Annotated in this window: 19 protein-coding genes and 6 tRNA genes; 7 read left to right on the top strand and 18 right to left on the bottom strand. The window is 53.2% G+C overall.

Translation table 11 applies throughout. The annotated features are described in order from the left end of the window. Window positions 1-318 precede the first annotated feature (318 nt). The 5 genes from crr to cysZ form a co-directional block, all read right to left on the bottom strand. Window positions 319-822, bottom strand: a complete 504-nt coding sequence (gene crr, locus FD737_RS21765) for a PTS glucose transporter subunit IIA (RefSeq protein ID WP_034825872.1) — start codon at window positions 820-822, stop codon at window positions 319-321. A gap of 42 nt (window positions 823-864) precedes the next feature. Continuing rightward, the gene (gene ptsI / locus FD737_RS21760) at window positions 865-2,592 is read right to left on the bottom strand and encodes a phosphoenolpyruvate-protein phosphotransferase PtsI (RefSeq protein ID WP_034825874.1); all 1,728 of its coding nucleotides are present in this window, start codon (window positions 2,590-2,592) and stop codon (window positions 865-867) included. Window positions 2,593-2,751: 159 nt separating this feature from the next. Next, entirely contained in the window at window positions 2,752-3,009 is a 258-nt protein-coding gene (ptsH, locus tag FD737_RS21755; RefSeq protein WP_034825876.1) for a phosphocarrier protein Hpr, read from the bottom strand. Between the two features lie 386 nt (window positions 3,010-3,395). Further along, window positions 3,396-4,367 carry a cysteine synthase A gene (gene cysK / locus FD737_RS21750; RefSeq protein ID WP_034825880.1) on the bottom strand — a complete coding sequence of 324 codons (972 nt, stop codon included), beginning with the start codon at window positions 4,365-4,367 and terminating at the stop codon, window positions 3,396-3,398. A gap of 140 nt (window positions 4,368-4,507) precedes the next feature. Beyond that, on the bottom strand, window positions 4,508-5,266 hold the full coding sequence (cysZ, locus tag FD737_RS21745; RefSeq protein ID WP_160834573.1) for a sulfate transporter CysZ: 759 nt from the start codon (window positions 5,264-5,266) through the stop codon (window positions 4,508-4,510). Window positions 5,267-5,483: 217 nt separating this feature from the next. On the opposite strand from cysZ, the gene zipA reads away from it, so the two are divergent. The 3 genes from zipA (at window position 5,484) to FD737_RS21730 (ending at window position 8,793) form a co-directional block, all read left to right on the top strand. Next, window positions 5,484-6,482, top strand: a complete 999-nt coding sequence (gene zipA, locus FD737_RS21740) for a cell division protein ZipA (protein WP_160834572.1) — start codon at window positions 5,484-5,486, stop codon at window positions 6,480-6,482. A 72-nt stretch (window positions 6,483-6,554) separates the two neighbouring features. Then, a complete protein-coding gene (gene ligA, locus FD737_RS21735; RefSeq protein ID WP_160834571.1) occupies window positions 6,555-8,573 on the top strand; it encodes an NAD-dependent DNA ligase LigA in 2,019 nt (672 codons plus the stop codon). Between the two features lies 1 nt (window position 8,574). Further along, a complete protein-coding gene (locus FD737_RS21730; RefSeq protein ID WP_038645584.1) occupies window positions 8,575-8,793 on the top strand; it encodes a DUF3820 family protein in 219 nt (72 codons plus the stop codon). Window positions 8,794-8,823: 30 nt separating this feature from the next. Here the strand turns inward: FD737_RS21730 and FD737_RS21725 are convergent, their stop codons facing one another. Then, complete coding sequence (locus tag FD737_RS21725; protein WP_097118552.1) at window positions 8,824-9,825, bottom strand: bile acid:sodium symporter family protein; 1,002 nt, start codon at window positions 9,823-9,825, stop codon at window positions 8,824-8,826. 99 nt (window positions 9,826-9,924) lie between these two features. Between FD737_RS21725 and FD737_RS21720 the strand changes: the two genes are divergently transcribed. Beyond that, window positions 9,925-10,845: a LysR family transcriptional regulator gene (locus FD737_RS21720; protein WP_058959064.1), complete on the top strand. Its 921-nt coding sequence runs from the start codon at window positions 9,925-9,927 to the stop codon at window positions 10,843-10,845. Here the strand turns inward: FD737_RS21720 and FD737_RS21715 are convergent. From FD737_RS21715 to FD737_RS21695, 5 genes are all read right to left on the bottom strand, one after another. Further along, window positions 10,842-11,192, bottom strand: a complete 351-nt coding sequence (locus FD737_RS21715) for a FlxA-like family protein (RefSeq protein ID WP_058959063.1) — start codon at window positions 11,190-11,192, stop codon at window positions 10,842-10,844. The genes FD737_RS21720 and FD737_RS21715 overlap by 4 nt on opposite strands. Before the next feature lie 147 nt (window positions 11,193-11,339). Further along, window positions 11,340-11,415, bottom strand: a tRNA-Lys gene (locus FD737_RS21710). A 4-nt stretch (window positions 11,416-11,419) separates the two neighbouring features. Then, a tRNA-Val gene (locus tag FD737_RS21705) sits at window positions 11,420-11,495 on the bottom strand. 41 nt (window positions 11,496-11,536) lie between these two features. Beyond that, window positions 11,537-11,612, bottom strand: a tRNA-Val gene (locus tag FD737_RS21700). A gap of 46 nt (window positions 11,613-11,658) precedes the next feature. Further along, window positions 11,659-11,734 (bottom strand) — tRNA-Val (locus FD737_RS21695). Window positions 11,735-12,007: 273 nt separating this feature from the next. Between FD737_RS21695 and gltX the strand changes: the two genes are divergently transcribed. Beyond that, a complete protein-coding gene (gene gltX, locus FD737_RS21690) occupies window positions 12,008-13,429 on the top strand; it encodes a glutamate--tRNA ligase (RefSeq protein ID WP_058959062.1) in 1,422 nt (473 codons plus the stop codon). An 84-nt stretch (window positions 13,430-13,513) separates the two neighbouring features. Here the strand turns inward: gltX and FD737_RS21685 are convergent, their stop codons facing one another. Together FD737_RS21685 and FD737_RS21680 are read right to left on the bottom strand one after the other, a co-directional pair. Continuing rightward, a complete protein-coding gene (locus tag FD737_RS21685; protein WP_034825897.1) occupies window positions 13,514-13,867 on the bottom strand; it encodes a YfeC-like transcriptional regulator in 354 nt (117 codons plus the stop codon). Window positions 13,868-13,981: 114 nt separating this feature from the next. Beyond that, window positions 13,982-14,767, bottom strand: coding sequence for a formate/nitrite transporter family protein (locus FD737_RS21680; protein WP_160834570.1), 786 nt, complete (start codon window positions 14,765-14,767; stop codon window positions 13,982-13,984). 344 nt (window positions 14,768-15,111) lie between these two features. Here FD737_RS21680 and FD737_RS21675 point away from each other — a divergent pair. Next, window positions 15,112-15,187: transfer RNA gene (locus tag FD737_RS21675), tRNA-Ala, on the top strand. 40 nt (window positions 15,188-15,227) lie between these two features. After that, window positions 15,228-15,303, top strand: a tRNA-Ala gene (locus FD737_RS21670). 394 nt (window positions 15,304-15,697) lie between these two features. Here FD737_RS21670 and FD737_RS21665 read toward each other — a convergent pair. The 5 genes from FD737_RS21665 to FD737_RS21645 form a co-directional block, all read right to left on the bottom strand. Continuing rightward, complete coding sequence (locus FD737_RS21665) at window positions 15,698-17,314, bottom strand: rhodanese homology domain-containing protein (RefSeq protein WP_160834569.1); 1,617 nt, start codon at window positions 17,312-17,314, stop codon at window positions 15,698-15,700. After that, complete coding sequence (locus tag FD737_RS21660; protein WP_160834568.1) at window positions 17,307-17,897, bottom strand: cysteine dioxygenase; 591 nt, start codon at window positions 17,895-17,897, stop codon at window positions 17,307-17,309. The genes FD737_RS21665 and FD737_RS21660 overlap by 8 nt, the downstream gene beginning before the upstream one ends. Beyond that, the gene (locus FD737_RS21655; RefSeq protein ID WP_237448850.1) at window positions 17,894-18,100 is read right to left on the bottom strand and encodes a hypothetical protein; all 207 of its coding nucleotides are present in this window, start codon (window positions 18,098-18,100) and stop codon (window positions 17,894-17,896) included. Before FD737_RS21655 ends, FD737_RS21660 begins: the two co-directional genes overlap by 4 nt. After that, the gene (locus FD737_RS21650; RefSeq protein WP_160834567.1) at window positions 18,100-19,188 is read right to left on the bottom strand and encodes an LLM class flavin-dependent oxidoreductase; all 1,089 of its coding nucleotides are present in this window, start codon (window positions 19,186-19,188) and stop codon (window positions 18,100-18,102) included. Before FD737_RS21650 ends, FD737_RS21655 begins: the two co-directional genes overlap by 1 nt. 192 nt (window positions 19,189-19,380) lie before the next feature. Beyond that, window positions 19,381-20,571 carry a NupC/NupG family nucleoside CNT transporter gene (locus tag FD737_RS21645; RefSeq protein WP_034825912.1) on the bottom strand — a complete coding sequence of 397 codons (1,191 nt, stop codon included), beginning with the start codon at window positions 20,569-20,571 and terminating at the stop codon, window positions 19,381-19,383. Window positions 20,572-20,864 lie beyond the last annotated feature (293 nt).

Genomic DNA, 20,864 nt, shown 5'->3' with positions numbered 1-20,864 from the left:
TACTACGAACCTATTCGCACTAAGCCGTGCATCTAACGCAGTAAAAAGCAGCACGCACTATGTGGAGTAGGGCAGGACGACCGGGCAGAGGAGCAAAGCGTCCCTCGCCATGGATGGCGAGGGCCGAGGCCCAGGGATGGTTTATGCCGTCTTTGCGATCTGCCCGGTCGTCCTGACCGACCGCACTATCCCTAACGCCACCGCACCATCCCTAACGCCACCGCACCATCCCTAACGCCACCGCACCCTGCAGTTCCAGCCAGCCACACAAACAAAAACGGCACCCATTGGGTGCCGTTTTTACTATCCAGACGCTGCTTACTTCTTGATGCGGATAACCGGGGTTTCACCCACAGTTACCTGACCGGAGAGTTTGATCAGATCTTTGATTTCGTCCATGTTCGAAATCACAACCGGCGTCAGCGTGGATTTGGCTTTCTCTTCCAGCAGTGGCAGATCAAACTCGATCACCACGTCGCCTTTTTTCACTTTCTGGCCTTCTTCGGCGATGCGTTTAAAGCCTTCACCTTTCAGTTCAACCGTATCGATACCGAAGTGGACGAACAGCTCGATGCCGTTGTCAGATTCGATTGAAAAGGCGTGGTTGGTCTCAAAAATCTTGCCAATGGTACCATCAACCGGTGCAACCATCTTGTTGCCGGTCGGTTTAATGGCGATACCATCACCCACGATTTTCTCAGCAAATACCACATCAGGTACGTCTTCGATATTCACGATTTCGCCTGACAGAGGCGCAACGATATCAATAGTCCCTGACGCGCTCTCTGATTTTTCGCCAAAAAGTTTAGAAAACAAACCCATGATCTTCTCCTAAGCAGTAATTTGGGGCCAGCGTCTCGTGGATCAGCAGAGCGTTTTTTCTTTAATGAACTTGTTCACCAGGTTCATCAAATCTTCCGCTGTGGGTTGAGCCAGAGCCTGCTCCGCCAATGCCTTCGCATCTTCGAAATTAGTATTACGAATAATCTTCTTGATGCTCGGGATTGAAATGGCACTCATGCTGAATTCGTCCAGCCCCATTCCCAGTAACAGTAGTGTAGCACGTTCATCACCAGCCAGCTCACCACACATGCCGGTCCATTTCCCTTCGGCATGTGATGCGTCGATCACTTGCTTAATGAGGCCGAGTACCGATGGCGTCATTGGGTTATAGAGGTGTGAAATCAAATCATTACCACGATCGACCGCCAGAGTATACTGCGTCAGGTCATTTGTCCCAATACTAAAGAAGTCGACTTCTTTCGCCAGATGACGCGCAATCACCGCTGAAGCCGGTGTTTCCACCATAATGCCCACTTCAATGGTCTCATCAAAGGCTTTGCCTTCTTCGCGCAGCTGGGTTTTCAGCAGTTCCAGCTCGGCCTTCAGCGCACGCACTTCTTCCACCGAAATGATCATCGGGAACATAATGCGCAGTTTGCCGAAGGATGAGGCACGCAGGATAGCGCGCAGCTGTGCATGCAGAATCTCTTTACGATCCATGGCGATACGAATCGCACGCCAGCCGAGGAACGGGTTGTCCTCTTTCGGCAGGTTCATGTACGGCAGATCTTTATCGCCGCCGATGTCCATGGTACGCACGATAACGGCCTGAGAGCCCATGGCTTCCGCCACCGCTTTGTACGCCTGGAATTGCTCTTCTTCAGTTGGCAGTGAATCGCGGTCCATAAACAGGAACTCGGTACGATACAGGCCCACGCCTTCCGCACCGTTGCGCTCTGCACCAGCGACATCGCGCACGGTACCGATGTTAGCGCACACTTCCACCTGATGGCCGTCCAGCGTGATAGCGGGCAGATCTTTCAGCTTCGCCAGTTCGTGTTTTTCAGACAGGTACTGAGTCTGGATGGCTTTCAGCTCTTCTTGTTCAGCATCGGTAGGATTAACGTAAATCTTGTTATTCACGCCATCGAGGATCAGGAAATCACCGTTTTTGATTTGCGTGGTGACGTTACCGGTACCGACAATCGCTGGGATCTCCAGAGAACGCGCCATGATGGACGTATGCGAAGTACGGCCACCGATATCGGTGATAAAGCCCAGCACCTTCTTCAGGTTCAGCTGTGCGGTTTCTGACGGCGTTAAATCTTTCGCCACCAGAATAGATTCTTCTGCGATAGCACCCAGGTCGACAATATGCAGACCGAGGATGTTTTGCAGCAGACGCTTACCGATGTCACGCACGTCAGCCGCACGCTCTTTCAGGTATTCGTCGTCGAGTTCTTCCAACGCCTTGGCCTGGCCATCAATGACAGAGTACGCCGCAGCGTCAGCCGTTGCGTGATCTTTCTTAATCAGGTCGATGATTTCCTGCTCAAGCTCTTCGTCTTCGAGCAGCATGATGTGACCTTCAAAGATCGCCGCTTTCTCTTCACCGAGGGTTTCACCGGCTTTGACACGGATGGCTTCGAGCTGTACTGCCGCTTTGCCACGTCCATCAAGGAAGCGTTGAACTTCTTGCTCAACCTGATCGTCAGTAATTTTTTTACGGCTGATGACGATCTCATCTTCCTTCAGCAGAAGTGCTTTGCCGAAAGCGATACCCGGTGATGCTAAAATGCCTGAAATCATAACCCTACCTTTTAATCACGATGGCTCATTGACCCAATGCGTTGCCACTGTCGCGGAACAGTACTCTAAGGAAGCAAGAACGCGGACAGGTTGTCCGCGATCAAGATATTTGCACTCAATGGGGCAAAGGAGTCGGTTTAGTTGCTTGCCTGAGCGGAATTACTCCAGCTCAGCCATCAGTTTCACCAGGTGCTCAACCGCTTGCTGCTCATCTTCACCTTCAGCAGACAGCGTAACAACCGTACCCTGAGTCAGACCCAGAGTCTGCAGTTTGAACAGGCTTTTCGCGCTGGCAGATTTGCCATTAGAGGTCACAGTGATGTCTGACTGGAAAGCCTTAGCTTCTTTCACGAACTGAGCTGCAGGACGGGTATGAAGGCCGTTAGGTGCGGTAATGGTAACTTCTTGCTGGAACATTCTATTTCCCCAACTTTATCAGGTTTGGTGTTATGGATCTAAAGTCTAGCCTGGAGCCGTCACTTTAGCCTGTATAGGTGCGCTGGTGTGGCATTAAGCTGACCAAAAAATGCGCTTAGTAATGTGCGTCTTTCAGCAGCAGATCAAAAACTGTGCGAAAAGGTCACCTTGCTAAGTATGCCGTGATTCGCCGTTTCGCCAAATCAGTAATTCCATTCAGCTTGATCCACTTCAAAGCCAGATTAATTTCAGGCACCGAAATAATTGGGAGCTTAAATACCAGAGCCGTGTCATTGAAATCAATCTGTCTGGTGATAAAAGTGAGATCTGCGCCACAAAAAAGCACCCATTCGGGTGCTTTTTTCATCGTTTTCAGACTATGGCGGTTACTGCTGCAGCTCTTTTTCAGTGAACAGATCGGCAAACAGGGCGGTGCTTAAATAGCGCTCGCCAGAGGAGGGCAGGATCACCACGATATTCTTATTGGCGAATGCTTCGTCTTCCTGCAGCTTCAGTGCTGCAGCCACTGCCGCACCTGAAGAGATACCGGCCAGAATGCCTTCTTCTTCCATCAGCTGACGCGCGGTGCTGATGGCTTCTTCGTTGGTAATCGCAACGACCCGATCAACCAATTTCAGGTCAAGGTTGCCGGGGATGAAACCTGCGCCGATGCCTTGAATCTTATGCGGACCCGGTTTGATCTCTTCGCCAGCGATAGCCTGAGCGATAACCGGAGAGTCAGTCGGCTCTACCGCGACGGTGATTAAGTCTTTTTTGCCTTTGGTGTTCTTGATGTAACGGCTCACGCCTGTCAGCGTGCCGCCGGTGCCCACGCCAGCAATGAACACATCCACTTCACCGTCGGTGTCTTCCCAGATTTCCGGGCCGGTGGTTTTCTCATGGATCTCCGGGTTAGCCGGATTGCTGAACTGCTGCAGAAGCACAAATTTATCCGGATCGCTGGCAACGATTTCCTCGGCTTTAGCAATGGCACCTTTCATACCTTTTGCGCCTTCGGTCAGCACCAGATTCGCGCCCAGTGCTTTCAGCAGCTTGCGACGTTCAACAGACATGGTCTCTGGCATGGTCAGCGTGAGTTTGTAACCGCGAGCGGCGGCCACGTAAGCCAGTGCAATACCGGTGTTACCGCTGGTTGGCTCAACCAGTTCAACGCCCGGCTTTAAGATTCCGCGTTTTTCTGCGTCCCAAATCATATTGGCACCGATACGGCATTTGACGCTGAAGCTCGGGTTACGCGATTCGACCTTCGCCAGGATGCGTCCATTACCGATGCGGTTCAGTCGAACCAGCGGCGTATGACCAATTGTCAGAGAGTTGTCTTCATAGATCTTACTCATAGCTCGTCCTTAACTGTATGAAATATTGGGAACCCTCAGAGCATACCTGTTCTTCCGGTGTGCGGAAGGAAAGAAATCGCATATCTATATAGCCCACAACCATAAGCCTTACGCAAAAATGCATAAGGCTTTTTGACGCTTTAGTGACGTGCATGCTGTAGGCGGTAGCGATCAACCCACATCGCAGTCGCGCCACATACGGCCACCGGCATGATAGCCAGGTTCAGAATCGGAATCATGGTGAACAAACTGACCAGCGCGCCAAATTGCATGTTCGCCGTTTTATGCTGACGTAACGCACTACGCATCTGCTGAAAACTCACTTTGTGGTTATCAAACGGATAGTCGCAGTACTGCACCGACAGCATCCACGCGCTAAACAGAAACCATAATACCGGTGCCACCGTTTGTCCAAAACCGGGGATAAAGTAAAGCAGCAGCAGTCCCAGTGCACGCGGTAAATAGTAGCTAAGCTTCTGTAATTCGCGCTTCATGATGCGCGGGATATCATTAACCATCGCCATCCAACCGCTATCCGGCAGCGGGTGACCGGTGAGACGACCTTCCAGTTGCTCAGCCAGCAATCCACAAAAGGGGGCGGCAATCCAGTTCGCGATGGTGGAGAAGAAGTAGCTGAATACCAGCACAATCGATATGACGGAAAGCGGCCACAGCAAATAACTGAGCCACTGTAGCCAATCAGGGATGTGCGACATCAAGGCCGGAATCCACTCTCCGAGCCGTTGAAACAGCCAGATAAAGGCGCCTCCTAGCAGCAAAATGTTCACCAGCAGAGGAATAATGACGTAACGACGAATGCCAGGCAGACGTACCAGTCTCCAGCCTTCGGCAAAGTAATGAATACCATTTAATGATGAGGGCGATTTCTCAACGGGCATAGCGAGCCTTTCTCCTTTATGTGGCGGCGCGAACATCATAACCTGGCTTTTTGTCGGTGGCAGGCGCACTTTGCGCGAAAAATCAGCAAAAAAGCGTGGGGCAGCTATCTTATTTGTCAGAAAATACTGCACAGACTTGCACTTGTTTAGCTGGGCAAATACAGTTAGAGGATAAAGTTTGCCGTGGTGGCAAGGTATTGGAACAACAGAGAATACAATGATGCAGGATTTGCGTCTGATATTAATCGTTGTTGGCGCGATCGCCATAATAGCGTTGCTACTTCACGGACTGTGGACCAGCCGTAAAGAGCGCTCTTCCGTGTTTCGCGATCGCCCGCACAAACGTCTGAAACAGCGCGAAGAAGCGGATGAAGATCTGCTGAGCGAAGAAGATGATGATGGTGTCGGCGAAGTGCGTGTCCGTCGCAATCGTGACGCGCATGTCGAACCCGAATTCGACGCACCTGTGACTAAGCCTGTCAGCGCGCCACGTGCGCCTGAACCTGCGCGTCAGCCATTCCCGCGTCATGAAACCCCATTGATGGGTGATCCGCTGCTGGATGATGAGCCGGAAGTGCGCCAGCCTGCACCTGCGCCTCAGCAGCCGGTAGCAAGACCTGCGCCAGCGCCACAGCCCAAACCTCAGCCTCTGCCCGTTCAGGCCGATCCGTTATTGGATAATGAGCCACTTTCATCGACTCAGCCTGCGCCTGAATTCCAGGCTGCTGAAGAGCCAGAATACGAAGAAGAAGCGCCGGTTGCTCATGAAGAACCTCAGAAGCCTGCCGCTTCTACCCAGAGAAAAAATGAAGCGGTACTGGTGCTGCATGTTGCCGCCCACGCCGGCGGTGAACTGAACGGTGAAGCTCTGTTGCAGGGTATTTTGCAAGCGGGCTTCCAGTTTGGTGAGATGAATATTTTCCATCGTCACCTGAGCCCAGCGGGCAGTGGCCCTGTGCTGTTCAGCCTGGCAAATATGGTGAAACCGGGGTCCTTTAATCCCGACACTATGGGCGATTTCAGCACGCCAGGTATCTCCATCTTTATGATGGTGCCGTCGTATGGCGATGCGAACCAAAACTTTAAGCTCATGCTGCAATCTGCCCAACGTATTGCGGACGATGTCGGCGGGGTTGTGCTGGATGATGAGCGTCGCATGATGACGCCACAGAAGCTGGAAACTTATAAAGCGCGTATTCGCGAAGTTATCGGCTGATAGCCGCGAGCAAAATCAAATATTAACGAAACAACCCCCGCATGTCGGGGGTTTTTTATCGGATAAAACACTATGAAATCGGTTCAGGAGCAGATCACCGCGCTGCGCACCTCGTTACGTCACCATGAGTACCTCTATCACGTGATGGATACGCCGGAAATTCCGGATGCAGAATATGACCGACTGATGCAGCAATTGCGTGAACTGGAAGCGGCACATCCCGATCTCATTACCCCGGATTCGCCGACTCAGCGCGTGGGAGCAGCACCGCTGGCCGCCTTCGAACAGGTGCGCCACGAGGTGCCGATGCTGTCACTCGACAACACTTTCGATGAAGCCGGTTTCCTTGCCTTCAATAAGCGCGTCCAGGATCGCCTGAAAAGCAGCGACGATCTGACCTACTGTTGCGAGCTTAAGCTGGATGGCCTGGCGGTCAGTCTGTTGTATGAAGATGGACTGCTGGTGCGTGCGGCGACACGCGGTGATGGCACCACGGGTGAGAAAATCACCGCCAACGTGCGCACCATCCATGCTATTCCACTGCGCCTGCACGGCGACAATATTCCTGCACGTGTCGAAGTACGTGGTGAAGTCTTTATGACCGAAGCGGGCTTCGAGAAACTCAATGAGGATGCACGTCGCACCGGCGCGAAAGTGTTTGCCAACCCGCGCAACGCTGCGGCGGGATCGCTACGTCAGCTCGATCCGCGCATTACCGCTAAACGTTCTCTGACTTTCTTCTGTTACGGTTTCGGCCTGCTGGAAGGCGGTGACATGCCCGCCAGCCACTGGCAGCGCCTGCAGCAATTTAAAGCCTGGGGTTTACCGGTCAGCGACCGTATTCGTCTGGCGCATACCGCGGAAGAGGTGCTGGAGTTTTATCGTCAGGTTGAGCAGGATCGCCCGACACTCGGATTCGATATTGATGGCGTGGTCATCAAGGTCGATTCGCAGGCACTGCAGGAACAATTAGGCTTTGTCGCCCGCGCCCCGCGCTGGGCCGTTGCTTTTAAATTCCCGGCGCAGGAGCAGATGACCTTCGTGCGCGATGTTGAGTTTCAGGTGGGGCGTACTGGCGCGATTACGCCAGTCGCTCGTCTGGAGCCGGTGCAGGTGGCTGGCGTGGTGGTGAGTAATGCCACCTTGCACAATGCGGATGAAATTGCGCGTCTTGGCCTTCGCATTGGCGACAAAGTGGTGATTCGCCGCGCCGGAGATGTGATTCCGCAGGTGGTTAACGTGGTGGAATCCGAACGTCCGGATAATACCCGTGAAATCGTCTTCCCCAGCCATTGCCCGGTGTGTGGCTCGGATGTCGAGCGCGTGGAAGGCGAAGCCGTTACCCGTTGTACCGGTGGGCTGATTTGTGGTGCCCAGCGTAAAGAGGCGCTCAAACATTTTGTTTCTCGTCGTGCGATGGATGTTGACGGCATGGGCGACAAAATCATCGATCAGCTGGTCGAAAAAGAGTACGTACAAACACCTGCCGATCTGTTCCGTCTGACGGCGGGCAAGCTGACGGGACTGGATCGCATGGGGCCGAAATCTGCACAAAATGTGGTGGATGCGCTCGAAAAAGCGAAACTCACCACGCTGCCTCGCTTCCTGTATGCGCTGGGGATTCGTGAAGTCGGTGAAGCCACTGCGGCCAATCTGGCCAATCATTTTGGCGATCTTGAGAAGGTGATGAACGCCGATCTGGATGCGCTGATTGCGGTGCAGGACGTGGGTAAAGTGGTGGCGGCACACGTGCGTAATTTCATGGAAGAAGAGAGCAATCGCGAAGTCATCCGCGAACTCACCCAAGAGGTGGGCGTGCATTGGCCGCAGCTGGAAGTGGTGAATGTTGAAGAGATCGACAGTCCATTTGCTGGCAAGACCGTGGTGCTGACCGGTTCGCTGTCGCAGATGAACCGTGATGATGCCAAAGAGCGACTGATGGCGCTGGGCGCGAAAGTGAGCGGCAGCGTGTCGAAGAAAACAGACTTATTGATTGCTGGCGAAGCGGCCGGTTCCAAACTGGCGAAAGCGCAGGAACTCGGTATTCCGGTGATTGATGAAGCGGAAATGATTCGGTTACTGGGAGCTTAACGTGGACAAACATCAGCTGGTTGAAATTGCCAATACCGCTATGCCGTTCGGCAAGTATAAAGGCCGTATGCTGATTGATGTGCCAGAAGAGTATCTGCTGTGGTTTGCGCGTAAAAACGAATTTCCGGCAGGTAAGCTGGGCGAGCTGATGCAGCTGACCCTGGCGATTAAAATAGAAGGATTGCAGGGGTTAGTTAAACCGCTAAAGCGCAGTGAATAACAAAACGGCCCGCAATTGCGGGCCGTTTGCTTAGGATTTTTGTGCTTCGACTTGCTGCTGTGCCAGCCGCTTCTCATTGCCCGCCTTATAGCGCTGGGCGATGAAGGAGCACACCATCAACTGCACCTGATGGAAGATCATCAGTGGCAGCACGATAATCCCCACTGAGCTGGCCGGGAACAGGATATTGGCCATCGGCACGCCATTAGCGAGACTCTTTTTCGAACCACAGAACAGCACCACGATTTCATCGGCGCGGCTGAAACCAAACAGACGCGAGGCACCCAGGTTAATCGCCAGCGCGACAAACAGAATCAGCACGCTGCCTGCCAGAATCCACAGCAGCGTATCCACACCGACGCGATGCCAGATACCGTTGACCACTGCTTCGCTGAACGCGGAGTAAACCACTAACAGAATCGAGGTCTGGTCAGTTTTACCAATCAGGCTACGATGCTTCTCCACCCAGCCGCCAATCCAGCGACGAGACATATGACCAATCACAAACGGCACCAGCAGTTGCAGCATGATTTTGCCAATCTGCTCCAGACCGTTGCTCGGCGCATCGCTATGGACGTTCATCACCAGATTCACTAGCAGCGGCGAGATGAATACGCCCAGCAGGCTGGATGCCGAAGCGGCACAGACCGCAGCCGCCACGTTCCCCCCCGCCATGGAGGTGAAGGCAATCGCAGACTGCACGGTGGCAGGCAGAATACACAGATAAATGAAGCCGGTATAAATCTCTGGCCCGACGTTCACCGGATGCCACCACACCAGCAGCAAGCCAAGAATCGGGAACACCACGAAAGTGCTGCACATGATCCACAGATGCAAACGCCAGTGGCTGCTGCCGGCAATGATTTTCTCGCGTGACAGCTTGGCACCGTGCATAAAGAACAGCAGGGCGATGGCGGCGGTGGTCAGGTATTCAAAGAAATCGACAAATCCGCCTTTGGCCGGGATGAAGCTGGCCAACAGCACAGTGATGATGAGTTTGACCATCATCGGGTCGAGTCGTAAAAAGCCCATTGTTACAATCCGGTTAAAATAAAAAAGATGGTGCTGATTGTGCGCCAGCTGGGTTTAGAAATAAAATTGATTTATTGCATCAATCTATGAGCGATATCGATGAATTACACCTTACGTCAGTTACGCACCTTTGTGGCTGTGGCGCAGCAGGGCAGTTTTAGCCAGGCAGGGCAGGCGATTGGGCTCAGCCAGTCGGCGGTCAGCCACAGTATTAAAGAGCTGGAAGCGGAAATGGGCGTGCGTTTGCTGGACCGCACCACACGTGAAGTGATGCTGACGGAAGCGGGGCACCAGCTGGCATCGCGCCTGGAACGTTTGCTGGAAGAGTTAAACACGACGCTGCTGGATGTGCGCAGTTACGGCGAGCAGCGCAGTGGCACCGTACGTGTTGCCGCCAGCCAGACACCTTCGGCAAATCTAATGCCGCAGTGTCTGGCGAGTAGCCAGCAACGTTATCCGGATATCCGCGTCATCCTGCACGATCGCGCTCAGCAGTCAGTGCTGCAAAGCGTGCGCAATGCGGAGGTGGATTTTGGCATTGTCATCGGGCCGCTAGGGGATGCCGATCTGGATTACGAAGCGATTTTGCAGGAGCCGTTCTTATTGTTGTGCCATGCGGATGATGTTTTGGCCCAGGTCGAGCGAGCGGAATGGACGATGCTGGCGGGGCGCAACCTGGTTTTGCAGGATTATGCTTCAGGAAGTCGTCTTCTGGTGGATGCGGCGCTGCAGCAGTTATCGATTCAGGTGCAGGTGGTGCAGGAAATTGGCCATCCCGCCACGCTGTTTCCGATGGTGGAAGCCGGTATTGGCATCAGCATTTTGCCTGCGCTGGCGTTACCGCTGCCGGCGGGGCGGAAACTGACGGTGCGACGCCTCTATCCGGAAATCCATCGAAATCTGATGCTGATTAAACGCAAAAATCGCTCTCTGACACCCGCTGCGGAAGCGATCTGGCAGGAAGTGCGCCAACAAGCAGGCCTGCTGGCGCAACAACGTGCTCTCAAACCGGCGTTTTAGACGTAAACGTTGATCTGATTGGTCTCGGTCGGACGGTTAATGCCATCGGCTTTCTGGGCGCTGGTGGCACTTTCCGTTGTGGGCTGCTGTGCTTCTTGTTTCTGTTGTGCTTTTTCTGCTGCCTGCTGCTCGATTTGTGCAATCTGCGCTTCAATCATCTGAATCTGCGATTGCAACATCTGTTCCTGTTCAGATTTTTGCTCATCTGTCAGGGAGTCATCACTGGATAAATCTTTAATTTCTTTGGTGATGCTTTGAATCTGTTTATTCAGGCTGGCAATTTCTGACGTTGAACCGCTACCGCTGCTTGCGGTACTGACACTGCTAACACTTGAGATAGTAGACATGGTTTTCTCCTTGCAATAGACCATTATCGTTATCGGCAAGGGGATAAAACGGCTTGAGCACACAAAGCGTTAAGTGTTTGTAAAGGTTTTGTGAGGGTGGGCAAATAGCAGATAGCAAAAAGGCGCCTTTAGGGCGCCTTTCTACATTGGTGGGTCGTGCAGGATTCGAACCTGCGACCAATTGATTAAAAGTCAACTGCTCTACCAACTGAGCTAACGACCCGAAGTGGTGGGCGATGACGGGCTCGAACCGCCGACCCCCTCCGTGTAAAGGAGATGCTCTACCAACTGAGCTAATCGCCCACTTCGGAACTGCTTAACAAGAGTGTCATCTGACTAAGATATGGTGGGCGATGACGGGCTCGAACCGCCGACCCCCTCCGTGTAAAGGAGATGCTCTACCAACTGAGCTAATCGCCCATATCTTGCTCTTCAAACTCTTGTACACTGCGAGCCACTTTTAGAGTGGTGGGTGATGACGGGCTCGAACCGCCGACCCCCTCCGTGTAAAGGAGATGCTCTACCAACTGAGCTAATCACCCCCGCTGTGTGGAGTCGCATTATAGGGATCCTTCGAAGTGAGTCAACGCTTTTTAAAACATAAATGTGCGTTCGCTTTAAATTTAGGCAGCATGCCGCGCTTTTAGCCAATGTGCTGGTTTTATTAGCAGAAAAACGCACTTCAATCTGTGATGCCGCCGCGAGAGTCATTGAGGAAAGCGTCCCACCTGCTAGAATATGCGCACTGTTTTTTCGCGTTAACCCGTTTTTTTGTCATCCAGACAAAGAAACCTGCGCATCTAAGGCAATGCTGAATGAAAATCAAAACTCGCTTCGCACCCAGCCCAACGGGCTACCTGCATGTGGGCGGTGCCCGTACTGCTCTTTATTCCTGGCTTTATGCTCGCCACAACAAGGGCGAATTCGTTCTGCGTATCGAAGATACCGATCTGGAACGTTCAACGCCGGAAGCCATTGAAGCCATCATGGATGGTATGAACTGGCTCAACCTGCAGTGGGATGAAGGCCCGTACTATCAGACGAAGCGCTTTGATCGTTACAACGCGGTCATCGATGAGATGGTAGCAGCAGGTACGGCTTATAAATGCTACTGCTCTAAAGAGCGTTTAGAAGCGCTGCGTGAAGAGCAGATGGCGAAAGGCGAGAAGCCACGTTATGACGGCCGTTGCCGTGATAGCCATGAACATCATGCGGCGGATGAGCCTTGCGTGGTGCGTTTCCGTAACCCACAAGAGGGTTCGGTGATTTTCGATGACCAGATCCGTGGCCCGATTGAATTCAGCAACCAGGAGCTGGATGATCTGATCATCCGTCGTACCGATGGTTCACCGACCTACAATTTCTGTGTGGTGGTGGATGACTGGGATATGGGCATCACTCACGTGATCCGTGGTGAAGACCACATCAACAACACGCCACGCCAGATCAACATCCTTAAAGCGATTGGTGCAGAAGTGCCAACTTACGCGCACGTCTCCATGATCCTGGGTGATGACAGTAAAAAGCTGTCGAAACGTCATGGCGCGGTGGGTGTGATGCAGTACCGTGATGACGGTTATCTGCCGGAAGCGCTGCTCAACTATCTGGTGCGTCTGGGCTGGTCACATGGCGATCAGGAGATTTTCAGCGTGGCAGAGATGGCCGAGCTGTTTACTCTGGATGCCGTGAGCAAGTCTGCCAGTGCGTTTAACACCGAAAAACTGCAGTGGCTGAACCATCACTACATTAATACGCTGCCGCCAGAATACGTGGCAACGCAGCTGCAGTGGCACATCGAGCAACAGAATATCGATACCCGCACCGGTCCGGAACTGGCGAAGCTGGTGACGCTACTGGGTGAGCGTTGCAAAACGCTGGTCGAGATCGCGGCTTCCTGCCGTTACTTCTATGAAGAGTTTGAAGCCTTTGATGCTGACGCGGCGAAGAAACATCTGCGTCCTGTTGCGCGTCAGCCGCTGGAAGTGGTGCGTGACAAACTGGCTGCGCTGAGCGACAGCGAGTGGAATGCGGAGAATGTGCACAACGCGATTCAGGGTGCAGCCGATGCGCTCGAGTTGGGTATGGGCAAAGTGGGCATGCCACTGCGCGTAGCGGTGACCGGTGCAGGTCAGTCTCCGGCACTGGATGTGACGGTCGAAGCGATTGGTCGCAGCCGCAGCGTAGCCCGTATCGAAAAAGCGCTGGCCTTCATTGCTGAGCGTGAAGCCCAGGCTTAATTGAGTTAGCGGCAGCCTGTAACGTTGCCGCTTCACTTATCGCGGGCATTAAAAAAGCCGGGTGCATGATGCGCCCGGCTTTTTTTAATCTTCTTTAATCCCTAGCCGTTCCAGCACACCACTTATCCCCTCGCGCAGCAACAATGCAGCCAGTTGATCTTGCTCAGCGGTCGTCATTTGCTGGACAGAATTAATTAATAACGCAGGTAACGTATTTTGTTGAGCACCGTAATTGGCCGCCGGCTCGGTCGCGTGGCGGGTAGACTGAACAAAGCTTTTTACACGCTCATCAATATGAATCAATCGCGCCTTACCACCCTGTACACCGGGCTTGGGCGTGGTTGTCCAGTTTTCGCGTTTGATCCATTTATTCACCGTTTGCCGACTGTAGCCCGTTTCCAGCGCGAGCTCTTCGGGGGTGAGCCATTCCTTTTTCACGATGCTGTCCCTGTTAAATACATTAGCTGTACATATTACAACAAAACGTAACGGGGAAAAGTAATCAGGCAGGAAAATGCCTCTTGTCTCATGACAAAAGGCATAAATCGGATATTAAGCTTCGCTGGTTTCAGCTTGCGCAGGACGGAAAGCAAGGAAATAGGTGAGACCAACAAATATTGCACCGCCCACGCCGTTGCCGAGGAAGACGGCAATCACGTTTGGCGCAAATTCTGCCCAGCTCATTTGTCCGGCAAAAATCGCGGCGGGCACAATAAACATGTTCGCCACCACGTGCTGGAAGCCAATCGCCACGAAGGCCATCACCGGGAACCACATGCCGAAGATTTTGCCGACCATATCTTTACTGGCGAAGGCTAACCATACCGCCAGACACACCAGCCAGTTGCAACCAATGCCGGAAATGAAGGCGTGGAGGAAATCCGCATTCACCTTCGCGTGTGCAATCGCCACGGTCTTTTTCAGATAATCGCCTTCGGTCATACCGAGCATGTGGCCAAAGAACCAGGCGACCGCGATGCTGCCAATAAAGTTGGCAATGGTGACCCAGAACCAGTTGCGCAGCACGCTCACACCACTGATGCGGCGAGCGAACCAGGCGATCGGTAAGGTCATCATGTTGCCGGTCAACAGTTCACCACCGGCCAGAACGGTTAGAATCAGGCCAACCGGGAACACCGCCGCGCCGAGGAAGCCGCCAAAGGAGCCCCATTCAGCAGGTAGTTGGTTGATAACATGCAGATCCAACAGAAAACCAGTGGCAATAAAGGCACCGGCCATAAAACCAAGGATCAATAAGGTGGAAACAGGCAAACGGCTTTTAGCCACGCCCGCTTGAATCGCCAGTTGGGCGATCTCTTTCGGTGTATGCAGCGACATATTTCACTTTTCTTTTATTGAACAAGGGGAAAATGCTGGCCGGTCAAAGAGTGATATACCCTGGAAGGTTGACCGGTTAATTAGCGCGCTAAGTTTTACACTTACCCGTAACGAACACAAGATTATTCCTAACATCTTTAACCCTGATTTAACCTCGGTTGCAGGGTGTTAAATGCGAAAATACGTTAACGGAATGCACATTTGCGTTGAAAAAAAAGCCATTACGGTAGGGCGTTGCCGCCTTTTTCAGCGATTGAACACAGAACGAGAATTTGGCGTTGACACTCAGGGAGCGGTTTCATATGATGCCGTCCGTCGAGTTAAATCGGCTGTTTTTCGGTGCTGGGGGTATAGCTCAGCTGGGAGAGCGCTTGCATGGCATGCAAGAGGTCAGCGGTTCGATCCCGCTTATCTCCACCAAATCGTTTTTAACGATGCACTGAAAAAGATTTCCAGATGTGGGGGTATAGCTCAGCTGGGAGAGCGCTTGCATGGCATGCAAGAGGTCAGCGGTTCGATCCCGCTTATCTCCACCAAATCTCTGTTCGTCCTGAACAATAGCATCACAATCTAACACTGACTGAATTCATAATTGCTCATTTCGTATGCAGAATGGCGTCATTATTCGTGTGACGACAACTCCCAGCGTTCTGAAATGCGCCAATCTTTTGATATCAAGTTTCTCGACGAATTGCGCCGTAAATCGCGCGTGCTTCTTCCTGTGCGCTGAGATGATCTCACTCATTCAGCACCAGCCTCTCATTAGGGGCGCAATAAATCGCACCGCAGCAGCTTCTCACGCGCTGCGATGATTAAATCCGTTAAGCATTCAGCACGGCATCAGAGTGCGCCATAAATCGTGCCGCCAGTGCTTAGTGTGCACTGGAATTATGCACAATCTGGTCGCGGCGCAATTCATGGCGCTAAGAATTAAGCGGTTGCGGCTTGTTCTTGAGCAGGCAACACGCGGAAGCCGTGTGTGCCATCGCGAGCCAACTGCGCCACCAGACCGTATTCCCAATCCAGATACGCCTGCATCACAGCAGGTGCGATATCGGTGCCTTCATACGGACGACGATAGCGATCAATCGCCGGAGACAGCAACTGTTGGTCGCCTTGCTCGGTGGGCAGTTGCGCTGCGCGCCAGGCTGCATTGCCGCCCTCCAGCACAAACACCGGCTTGCCGGTGAGTTCTGCCACCTGTTCAACCGCATATCCGGCCAGCAGGCTGCTGCCGCAGGTCAGAACATAACGTCGTGCCGCTGGTAGTGCGGATTTGCCCTCTTTTTGCAGCGTTGAACGTAGCAGCCAGCCCGCTCCCGGAATATGACTGTTGAGGTGATTGGCGCGCGTGGTGAAGTCCAGTACCTGGGTCTGACCTTCCTCCAGCCACTCCGCCAGTTGCTGCGGAGAAATAAACTCTGGCTGTGCAACCGCAGGAACCTGCGCTTTCCAGGCACCGGTGGCCGTGAAATCACTGGCCTGCAACTCTTCCAGCACTGACACCTGCCAGCCAAGCTGCGCCAGCCAGGAGGCGGTCATATTGGCGCGTACGCCGTCGTCATCAATCAGTACAATACGTGCACCGCGCACGCTGGCGTAATGATCGGTTTCCTGCACCAGCTGTCCGCCTGGTACATGACGACTGCCGGGCAGATGACCCGACGCATATTCGTCTGCATCACGCACGTCGAAAAGGTAAGTGGTACGCGGTTCCTGTTGCCAGCGCTTGAGCGTTGCCAGCGGGATACGCTCTACGCCTGCGCGATCGGCAATGCCTCGTGCGTTACTCGCCGCCTGGCGCTGTGCCGTTTCGCTGGTTTCACCGTAGCGGCGCGACTGACCTTTATCCAGGTCGTGTCCTGCCAGCGTCCAGCCAATCGTGCCGTTGCGCAGCGCAAACACCGGATTACGGATACCGGCATTCACCAGCGACTGGGTGCCGATGATGCTGCGCGTGCGGCCCGCACAGTTCACAATCACCGTGGTTTCCGGTGATGGCGCGAGATCACGCACGCGCAACACCAGCTCACCGCCCGGCACGCTGGTGGCGCCTGGAATGCTCATGGTCTGGTATTCATCAAAGCGGCGCGCATCCAGCACCACTACATTGGCGTCGCTGTTGATTAAGCTGTGCACTTCATCAGCTGACAGGGAAGGGGTGTGATTGTGATGTTCAACCAGTTCACCAAAGGCTTTGCTCGGTGAATTCACGTCAATAAACAGCTCCCCGCCCGCAGCCTGCCACCCGGCCAAATCCTCTTTTAACAGCGCTATATTGCTGTAACCCAGTGCTGCAATTCGTTCCGCAGCCGTCAGCGCCAGTCCTTCGCCGTTATCATAAAGCGTGATAGCTGTCGTCAGTTGCGGGATGCGATCTAACAGTTCCAGTTCAAGTTTGGAAAGCGGGATATTCACCGCAAACAGCGGATGGCCGGTGGCAAACAGTGCTTCGTCGCGCACATCAACAATCGCCACTTCCTGCTGCTGACGCAGAGCCTCAAGAATGTCCGCCGCCTGGCGGAAAGGGAATACGGGTTTACTCATGTGATAGATCCCAAATGTTCGGTAAGTAACGGTTGCTGTAACCGGAGATAAACTGTTTTTCACTGCCGTCTTCGCGATACACCGCGCGTTTGACCGCGCCAATGTTGGCGCCATAAACGTGGATGCTGATCGAGACGCGATCGTCATAGGCATTGCTCACGCGATGGATATCGCCCACGGTGGGAGAGACGGCTTCAACGTTGCCGGGATCAAGCCGTACCGGCGCACCTTCTGGCTGCAGGCCGTTCGGCCCCGGCTGCCAGGATTGCGAAATCTCTGCGCCACGCAGCATGCCAATCAATCCCCATACGCGATGGTCGTGAATCGGCGTTTGCTGGCCTGGCCCCCAGACGAAGCTCACAACTGAAAAGCGCTGCCGGGCATCGGCGTACAGCAGATATTGTTGATAGTGTTCGGGATGCGGGTGAGTGTAAGCCTCGTCCAGCCAGTCGTCATGTTGGATTAGCTCGCCCAGCCAGGCTCTGCCCTGTTGCAAAACAGTGGCTTCATCGGGATTCTGGTCGAGCAAGATGGCAAGGTTACCGACAAAGTCGCGTAAGCGATGATGCTGATAGGCACTCATGATTTATCTCCCGGCAAAGCGGGATCAAAAGCCGTAAGTTCCAGTCCGTAAGACAGGTTGTTGAGTTCGCCTGACGATTTTAACGCGGCAAAACGATCCCCCTTAACATCGCCCAGACGCAGTGTGACTTTATCAGCAGCGAACAGCGGATGGAGCGTGGAGATCGCCAGCGCAACACCGGTAAAGAGAGCTGCCAGCCGCATCAGGCGCTCCTTTTGTTAGCGGCGTTTAGCGCCGCGACTTTCTCACGCGTCAGCGGAATCAGCTCCTCGCCATATACCACCGCATCATTCAGCGGATCGAAGCCGCGAATCAGCACACTGTGAATTCCCAGGCGATAGTAATCCAGCAGCGCATCGGAAACCTGATCGGCGGTGCCAACCAGCGCTGTGGAGTTGTAGCCGCCTTGCACCAGTTTAGCCACGCCGGTCCATAACACTTTGTCCAGGCGATCGCCTTCATTGGCGGCAGCCAGCAAACGCTGAGCGCCAACACTTTGCGGCTTGGGTTTACCAAAGGCGAAGCCGGTCTCTTGCAACTGCTTCTCGGCCAGTTCACGGATATGCTCGGCACGTTCCCAGGCCTCTTTCTCGGTTTTCCCGATAATCGGACGGAACGAGATATTGAAATCAATCTCACGCCCGTGCTGAGCCGCAGCGGCTCGCACATTGCGCACTGTCTCTTCCGCACCTTTCAGCGGTTCGCCCCACAGGGCAAAGACATCGGCATGGCGCGCAGCGACATCAATCGCTTCCTGAGACGATCCACCAAAGTATATCGGCAGCTTTTTCTGCGCAGGTTTGATGGCGGAAAACGCCTGCTCAGCCTGGTAAAAATGTCCCTTGTGATCATAAGGCTGGCTGGATTCCAGACTCTGCTTCAGCACGGCAAGAAACTCATCGCTGCGCGCATAGCGTTCGGCTTTATTCAGGAAGTCACCATCACGACGCTGCTCGACATCGCTACCGCCGCTGATGATATGCACGGCCAGCCGACCATCGGTCAGTTGATCCAACGTTGCCAGTTTGCGTGCGGCCAGTGTCGGTGCGACAAAGCCCGGACGGTGTGCCAGCAGGAATTTTAGTGTTGAGGTGTGTGCCGCAGCATGTGCGGTCACCAGAAAGCCGTCGGGTTGATCGGACCAATAGCCCACCAGAATGCGATCAAATCCCGCTTCTTCATGGGCGCGGGCGAAACGCGCGATGTAATCTTTATCGAACAGCGGACCGCTGGCGGGAATGATTTCGGAAGCCAGGCGGTGGCCAATCATGCCAAGAAATTGAATGCTCATACGATTCTCCAGATGTGACGTTATGGAGAAAAGCTACGGGCGCAGGCAACCGGGACGGAAATTCAATATTGTGAAAAGGTTTTGCGTCAGGCGGGGATGCGGCGAATGACGGGGATAAAAGGGGTGAAATGCAAGATAGAACAGAAAGGCATAATTAAGAAGAGAAGGGCGAGCCGCAGCTCGCCCTGAACATCAGAAGGCCAGAACCAGACCGGCGATAGCGGCAGAAAGCACGCTCACCAGGGTTGAGCCGTACAGCAGTTTAAGGCCGAAGCGAGAAACCACGTTACCCTGTTCTTCGTTCAAGCCCTTAATCGCACCCGCCACAATCCCGATAGAGGAGAAGTTAGCGAAGGATACGAGGAACACAGACAGGATTCCTTCTGCGTGCGGTGACAGCTGACCAGCAATCTTCTGAAGATCCATCATCGCCACGAATTCGTTAGAAACCAGTTTGGTTGCCATGATACTGCCAACCTGCAGCGCTTCACTGGACGGCACGCCCATCACCCACGCAAACGGGTAGAACACGTAACCCAGCACACCCTGGAAGCTGATGCCGAAGATTAGATCAAACAGCGCATTCAGACCTGAAATCAGGGCGATAAAACCAATCAGCATGGCGGCAACGATGATCGCCACTTTGAAACCGGCAAGGATATATTCGCCCAGCATCTCGAAGAAGCTCTGACCTTTGTGCAGATCCTGCAACTGCAGATCTTCTTCGCTATCGACGCGGTAAGGGTTGATCAGTGACAACACAATGAAGGTGCTGAACATGTTCAATACCAGCGCGGCCACCACATATTTCGGCTGCAGCATAGTCATATAAGCGCCGACGATGGACATGGAAACTGTCGACATTGCCGTAGCAGCCATGGTGTACATGCGACGCTGTGACATTTTGCCAAGGATATCCTTATACGCGATAAAGTTTTCTGACTGTCCCAAAATCAGAGAGCTTACGGCGTTGAAGGATTCCAGTTTGCCCATACCGTTGACTTTTGACAGCACGGTACCGATGCCGCGGATCACCCAAGGCAGGATACGGAAATGCTGCAAAATACCGATTAGCGCCGAGATAAACACGATCGGGCACAGAACATTCAGGAAGAAGAACGCCAGGCCTTTGTCGTTCATGTTGCCGAATACGAAGTTAGTCCCTTCGGCAGCATACTTCAGTAGATGGTCAAACAGACCCGCGAACCCTTTGACGAAGCCGAGGCCCGCTTCAGAGTTGAGGAAGAACCACGCCAGCAAAACTTCGATCACCAGAAGCTGTACGATGTAACGAATGCGGATGCTTTTACGATCGTGACTGACCAGCAAGGCCAGTACGGCTACCACCACTAATGCCAAAAGAAAGTGCAAAATATGGGACATGTCGGCTCCAAATTTGAGGAGGGTTGTATTTTGTTGCGTATTCTATGTAACGCGTTACTTAAAAACGAGATCAAAACCACATTATAAGTATTCGGTATCGACAAATTTCTAAGAATAGTCTCACCGCTCACAACCTCTTCACAAAGCCTTCACAAGAAATATCCATAAAAACATTGTCTATAAAATAACCCGGGAGTAGAGTGATTGCTGTTGCAAACATTTTGGCAAGAACTGGCTTTACCGCAAGGTATAGCAATGGCTATACTTCATAGCACCATCTATTATTACGATAA

This window comes from Pantoea sp. Seng (assembly GCF_009829935.1).
In the GTDB taxonomy this organism is placed as follows: Bacteria; Pseudomonadota; Gammaproteobacteria; order Enterobacterales; family Enterobacteriaceae; genus Pantoea; species Pantoea communis.
This window is presented reverse-complemented; position numbering and strand designations above follow the sequence as displayed.

Coding starts and splice junctions, on each gene's coding strand:
- crr (WP_034825872.1), bottom strand. CDS start 822: ATGGGTTTGTTTTCTAAACTTTTTGGCGAAAAATCAGAGAGCGCGTCA.
- ptsI (WP_034825874.1), bottom strand. CDS start 2,592: ATGATTTCAGGCATTTTAGCATCACCGGGTATCGCTTTCGGCAAAGCA.
- ptsH (WP_034825876.1), bottom strand. CDS start 3,009: ATGTTCCAGCAAGAAGTTACCATTACCGCACCTAACGGCCTTCATACC.
- cysK (WP_034825880.1), bottom strand. CDS start 4,367: ATGAGTAAGATCTATGAAGACAACTCTCTGACAATTGGTCATACGCCG.
- cysZ (WP_160834573.1), bottom strand. CDS start 5,266: ATGCCCGTTGAGAAATCGCCCTCATCATTAAATGGTATTCATTACTTT.
- zipA (WP_160834572.1), top strand. CDS start 5,484: ATGATGCAGGATTTGCGTCTGATATTAATCGTTGTTGGCGCGATCGCC.
- ligA (WP_160834571.1), top strand. CDS start 6,555: ATGAAATCGGTTCAGGAGCAGATCACCGCGCTGCGCACCTCGTTACGT.
- FD737_RS21725 (WP_097118552.1), bottom strand. CDS start 9,825: ATGGGCTTTTTACGACTCGACCCGATGATGGTCAAACTCATCATCACT.
- FD737_RS21720 (WP_058959064.1), top strand. CDS start 9,925: ATGAATTACACCTTACGTCAGTTACGCACCTTTGTGGCTGTGGCGCAG.
- FD737_RS21715 (WP_058959063.1), bottom strand. CDS start 11,192: ATGTCTACTATCTCAAGTGTTAGCAGTGTCAGTACCGCAAGCAGCGGT.
- gltX (WP_058959062.1), top strand. CDS start 12,008: ATGAAAATCAAAACTCGCTTCGCACCCAGCCCAACGGGCTACCTGCAT.
- FD737_RS21680 (WP_160834570.1), bottom strand. CDS start 14,767: ATGTCGCTGCATACACCGAAAGAGATCGCCCAACTGGCGATTCAAGCG.
- FD737_RS21665 (WP_160834569.1), bottom strand. CDS start 17,314: ATGAGTAAACCCGTATTCCCTTTCCGCCAGGCGGCGGACATTCTTGAG.
- FD737_RS21660 (WP_160834568.1), bottom strand. CDS start 17,897: ATGAGTGCCTATCAGCATCATCGCTTACGCGACTTTGTCGGTAACCTT.
- FD737_RS21655 (WP_237448850.1), bottom strand. CDS start 18,100: ATGCGGCTGGCAGCTCTCTTTACCGGTGTTGCGCTGGCGATCTCCACG.
- FD737_RS21650 (WP_160834567.1), bottom strand. CDS start 19,188: ATGAGCATTCAATTTCTTGGCATGATTGGCCACCGCCTGGCTTCCGAA.
- FD737_RS21645 (WP_034825912.1), bottom strand. CDS start 20,571: ATGTCCCATATTTTGCACTTTCTTTTGGCATTAGTGGTGGTAGCCGTA.